Raw genomic sequence first — 4,705 nt, forward strand, 5'->3', positions numbered from 1 at the left:
CTGCACCGGCCGCGAAGAGCAGTAGCAACTCGTTGACGCCCAGCAGCCCCAGCACGAGCACGATGAGGCCATTACCCGCAGGGGCCAAGTTTGCAGCGCTGATTTACCCAGCTCCAGAGGGCCTGTGCCACCACGGCCACGATGACGGGCTTCACCCCGTACAGCACCCCGCTCAGGCTGGCAACGTGCCGAAGCGCACGTAGACCCAGGCAAAGCCCATGACCAGCAGCATAGCCGGCAGGATAAAGCAGGTGCCCGCTACGAGCAGCCCGACCCAGCCGCGCCGCTCGTAGCCGATGTGAATGGCCAGCTCGGTGGAGTTGGGACCGGGAATGAGGTTGGCAGCGCTAAGCAGGTCCAGGAACTGCTGCTGGGTAAGCCAGCCGCGGCGGCGCACCACTTCCTCTTCCATCAGGCCACGTGGGCCGCCGGCCCGCCGAACGCCGTGGTGCCCAGGCGCAGAAACAACCCCGCCAGCTCGGCCAGGGAAGTCGGGGCGGCAGGGGATGCAACGGACTCACGCATGGTCGGCATGTTGCAGGTGGGCATCCATCGACCATCTCCCGCCGCCCCTTACCAGCAGAAACAGGCTGCCCAGCAGCATGGCCCAATCGGTACGGCTATCGTGGAGCATACCCCAGAAACCTTTATCGGCCAGCAGCGCCGTTTTGGTGCTGGCTATTGCCACCAGCATAATGATGACCAACGGTCCGCTGGCCAGGCGCGTGAGCAGGCCCAGCAGGACGAGCAGGCCGCAGGTAAGTTCCACCGTGCCCACGAATGGGCCGAGAAACTCCGGTGCCGGCAGCCCAATGGTGGTGAAGCGTCCGGCGCCCAGTTTGTCAGGAAATAGAAACTTTTGCATGCCTTCCGAGAGGAAAACGGTCCCCACGCTGAGACGAATCAGCAGAATAGCGGGGTCGGGCGTGGTGGTTAGCAGGCGGCGAAGTAGAGTAAGCAAGAACGTATGAGTTAGATGAAAAGGAGGCTTGTTATGAAGTTATGGCCGGCAATTGAGGCAGCGGGTGACATTACCCCACAAGATCCACGCCGCGTGGCTTTCGGGTGTGTACTCCTAGTCCAGCACGAGGCGGCAGAAGAACTTGAGCCAAGCAAACGTACGCTCGACGTCCCACCGGCACAAAACCCCGAGTAAATGGCAGTTGCTCACCTCGTGGCACAGGCCGCAGGCTGGCAGGGCTCCGGCAAAATGGCTGCTATACGCACGGTCGGTGACGATGGTAAGCAGGCGCGGCCCCACTGGTGGCGCTGCAAGAGGAAAAAGCGGACAGGAACTTATGCACTCCACCCGCAACTTGGTGGCTCACTTTTATTTATCCTAAGCTGCATTCCCCAACAGGCTCTAAGACCATTTGGGCAACATCCGTGAGACAACGGCAAAGGCCGAGGCAGCTAGCTGCCTCGGCCTTTGCCGTTGTCTCACGGATGTAAATTCAGCTTCTACATCCCGTTTTCCTTGGAGAGCTCCAGGCCCCAATTACGGCCTTTCTCCACGGCGGGCACCCCTTCTCCAGCCACACTGGGGCGGGGGCCCCTTTCAGGTAATGGTCGAAGAATTGCAGTTCCCGAATAGAAATGTCTTTGCGGTTTTCGCGCTTGACTAGGTTATGGGCCTCCCCGTTGTATTGCAGCAGCCACACAGGTTTGCCCAGGCGGCGCAGGTCAGTGAACATTTCGATGCCCTGATACCACGGCACGGCGCCGTCGGCATCGTTCGACATGATGACCACCGGCGTTTGCACCTTGGGCAAGGCAAATAGCGGCGAGTTGCGGAGGTAGAGCTCGGGCTTTTCCCAGAGGGTGCCGCCGATGCGGCTCTGGGTGCGCTCGTACTGGAACTGCCGGCTCTGGCCCGATTCCCAGCGGATGCCGCCGTAGGCCGACGTCATGTTCACGACGGGGGCCCCGGCCCAAGCGGCGGCGTACATGTTGGTTTGGGTGATGAGGTAGGCGACTTGGTAACCGCCCCAACTCTGGCCCTGAATACCAATGTGTGCCCCATCCACCCAGCTGTTTTTCTTCAACGCTTCCACGCCGGAGTTGATGAATTCCACGGCCGACGGGCCGGGCTCGCCAATGGTGTAGCTAATGTCGGGCGTGAACACCAAGTAGCCGTTGCTGGCAAACATGGCAATATCGAGCCGTGAGGGAGTAGGCGCGGGCGCCTGGTACCGGTAGATGCCTTCCGACACCTTCTCGTAGAAATACGCCACCATGGGGTACTTCTTGTTGGGGTCGAAGTCTTCGGGTTTGTAGAGCACGCCGGTGGCCTGGTAGCCCTTGGGAGTGGTCCAGTGGACCAGCTCGGCGGTGAACCAGTTGTAGTCCTGTTGCTGGGCGTTGATGGCGCTGAGCTTGGTTTCTTTTTTCAAGTCCGTGCTCACGTACACGTCGGCCGGCTGGCGTACGCCGGACTTGGTGTACACTAAGCTTTTGGCCTTCTTGGCCTGTAGTAGCGCCGAATAGCCCATGGTGCCCATCACGACGATCTCGGGGGCGTTGGAGCTAGCCAGGGGCTTTTTATAGAAGCCCCATTCTTTACTAACGTCGTGCTGTACTTGCAGCCACAGGGTCTCCTTCGGCTCGATGAACTTCTGCTCTTCCACCGGCATCCGGTAGCGGAAACGCAGCTTGTTTTTGCGGCCCAGGCCGTTGGTGAAGTTGGTGGCAGCGCCCGTCTTCGGGTCAATTTTCCACATGTCGTACCGGTCGTACAGCAGCACGGCCGCATCGTTCTTGGCCCAGGCCGCCAAGCCGTAGGCCTCCGGGTCAGTGGGCGAGTCGTTTTCCTCGTCGGCGAAGGATACCCCGGTTTTACCGGTCAGGTTGGTGGTTTTGCGGGTGGCTACGGCAAAGGAAAACCAGTTCTGGGTGGCATGGTCGTACCACACGGCGTAGTCGCCGTTGGGCGAAAGTTGGAAGCGACTTTTGGCAGCCTTGGGGTTGATGGCAATGCGGTTGCCGGTCAGGGTGGATACCAGGAACGCCTGTTTCAGCGTGCTGCCCTGCCACTGCATGGATATGCGCTTGGCCGTGTCCGTCACGGCCAGCACGTACTCGGCGTTGGTATTGTCGGCCATGTACGAGTCGCGCAGGTACTCGTCTTCCAACTGCACGAAGTGATTGCCCCGCTTGGGGTAGATGACGGCTAGGTAGTTGCGCTGCAAATCCTTCTTCAGGTTTTTCAGCTGCATGGGCTGCAGGTAGTCGTCCTTGTAGTTCCAGATATCGAGCTTGGCGTGTTCAAATTCGACCAGCGTGGTATCCTGCGGAATGGGGTCGGGGGCAGTGCCGAAAAAAAGCTTGTCGCCGTTTTCGCTGAACAGCACCTTGCCGAAGCCACTCGGCGACCAGCCCGCCTTCAGGCCTTTGGCCCCGGGCTGCAGCAAAACGGTAGCGCTGTCGGCCAGGAAATTAGCATAGTAGAGCGTAAAGGGCTTTGCCAGGGCTTTTTCGGGGTATTTTTCGGCCGTAAAGGCCAGTTGCTTGCCAGCATCGTCGAAGGCTAGGTTCTTATATGTGCCCTTGCCTGCGCTCATCCGCCTGGGGGTAGCCGCGCCCAGGTCGTACACGTACAAGCCCGATTGTACCGTCTTATTGTTTTTGGGTGCGGCTACTGCAAAGGCCGTCCGGTTGCCTAGCTTGCTGATTTGGTAATCGGTCACGGCCGCAAACTCGCGCAGGGTGCCGTTTTGGAGGTCCAACACCGAGAGGGTACCGCCTTCCTTCTTGCGTTCAGCAGGTCGTCGGTAATTTTCTTGAGCGTGTCGGCTGGGGCTTTTTTCGTTGCTTCCTTCACCCGAGCCTTAATAGCCAGAAACGCTACCACCGAGCTTTCTCCGCCAGTTGAAAGGACTTGACGTCGGCGTAGCGGGTGAGCTTTCCAGTTTCCAGAGCAAAGACACCCAGGGAATCCTTGGGCATTTCCTCCGGTTTTTTCTTCTTGATTTTGGCTTGCCGTACGTCCTTGAACAGCGGCTTGATGGCAAACACTACGAACCGGGAATCGGCGGTAAACAGGGCCGAGTCGCCGCGGGCTACCTGCCGTAGAGTGCGGTTGCCACTGGTTTTGATGTAGAGCGTGCCGTCGCCTGCTGGGGCTTCACCTGATACAGCACATACTTGCCGTTGTTGCTGATTTTCTGGCTGGTCACGCTTTCCCATCGGTCATACACCGTGTGGTCGAGCGGCTTTTTGGCGGGCTGCTGCGCCCTTGCCAGCGGCAGGCAGGCCAAGCTAGCGAGGAGAAGTAGAAGTTTACGCATTGGAAGTGTGGTTATTTCCAAATGTACAAACCCGTTGGTCTACACGCTCAAGCCTAGGTCTCGGCAGTGACAGTTTAAGGTGGTTTAGTAAAAGCGGATGATCGAGAACCAAGTGCAGGCTCAAAATAGGTTTTCGGATCAGTCCCCTTGTCTTGCTCTAGAACAGGTTGACAGTTTTTTCCTCGTTTAGCTAAATATAGTGTTCAGCTTAACGAAGGGAACAGAAAACGACAAGTTCGACTAAAGCGCCTACGTTTTGTCCCGATTGTGCCCCTACGACGTACAAGGGAAGTGCTGGATAGGCCATTCTGCCCCGTGCTACTGGCCGCCGTTGGTGCGGTTGATGAGACCGGCGAAAACCTTATGGGGCAGCAGCCAGCGCAGCAAATACACCAGTTTGGGCTGCGAGCCGGCCAGCA

Annotated in this window: 6 protein-coding genes; 1 reads left to right on the plus strand and 5 read right to left on the minus strand. The window is 58.6% G+C overall.

Annotated elements, in window-relative coordinates:
* Nucleotides 1–203, plus strand: a 203-nt coding sequence (locus VI25_RS27115; protein WP_236705103.1) for a hypothetical protein, incomplete at its 5' end; no start/stop codon positions are given.
* On the opposite strand, the gene VI25_RS25975 is transcribed toward VI25_RS27115, so the two are convergent.
* From VI25_RS25975 to VI25_RS25980, 5 genes are all read right to left on the minus strand, one after another.
* On the minus strand, nucleotides 173–412 hold the full coding sequence (locus VI25_RS25975) for a chromate transporter (protein ID WP_052695733.1): 240 nt from the start codon (nucleotides 410–412) through the stop codon (nucleotides 173–175). The two genes, VI25_RS27115 and VI25_RS25975, sit on opposite strands and share 31 nt — an antisense overlap.
* A gap of 105 nt (nucleotides 413–517) precedes the next feature.
* Complete coding sequence (locus VI25_RS17220; protein WP_045690554.1) at nucleotides 518–961, minus strand: DoxX family protein; 444 nt, start codon at nucleotides 959–961, stop codon at nucleotides 518–520.
* Between the two features lie 114 nt (nucleotides 962–1,075).
* Complete coding sequence (locus VI25_RS17225) at nucleotides 1,076–1,261, minus strand: hypothetical protein (RefSeq protein ID WP_045690553.1); 186 nt, start codon at nucleotides 1,259–1,261, stop codon at nucleotides 1,076–1,078.
* A 193-nt stretch (nucleotides 1,262–1,454) separates the two neighbouring features.
* Nucleotides 1,455–3,728, minus strand: a complete 2,274-nt coding sequence (locus VI25_RS17230) for an alpha/beta hydrolase family protein (protein WP_055562689.1) — start codon at nucleotides 3,726–3,728, stop codon at nucleotides 1,455–1,457.
* 115 nt (nucleotides 3,729–3,843) lie between these two features.
* Nucleotides 3,844–4,185, minus strand: a complete 342-nt coding sequence (locus VI25_RS25980) for a hypothetical protein (protein ID WP_045690821.1) — start codon at nucleotides 4,183–4,185, stop codon at nucleotides 3,844–3,846.
* Between the last annotated feature and the right edge of the window lie 520 nt (nucleotides 4,186–4,705).

It is taken from the genome of Hymenobacter sp. AT01-02, from assembly GCF_000961955.2.
GTDB lineage: Bacteria > Bacteroidota > Bacteroidia > Cytophagales > Hymenobacteraceae > Hymenobacter > Hymenobacter mucosus.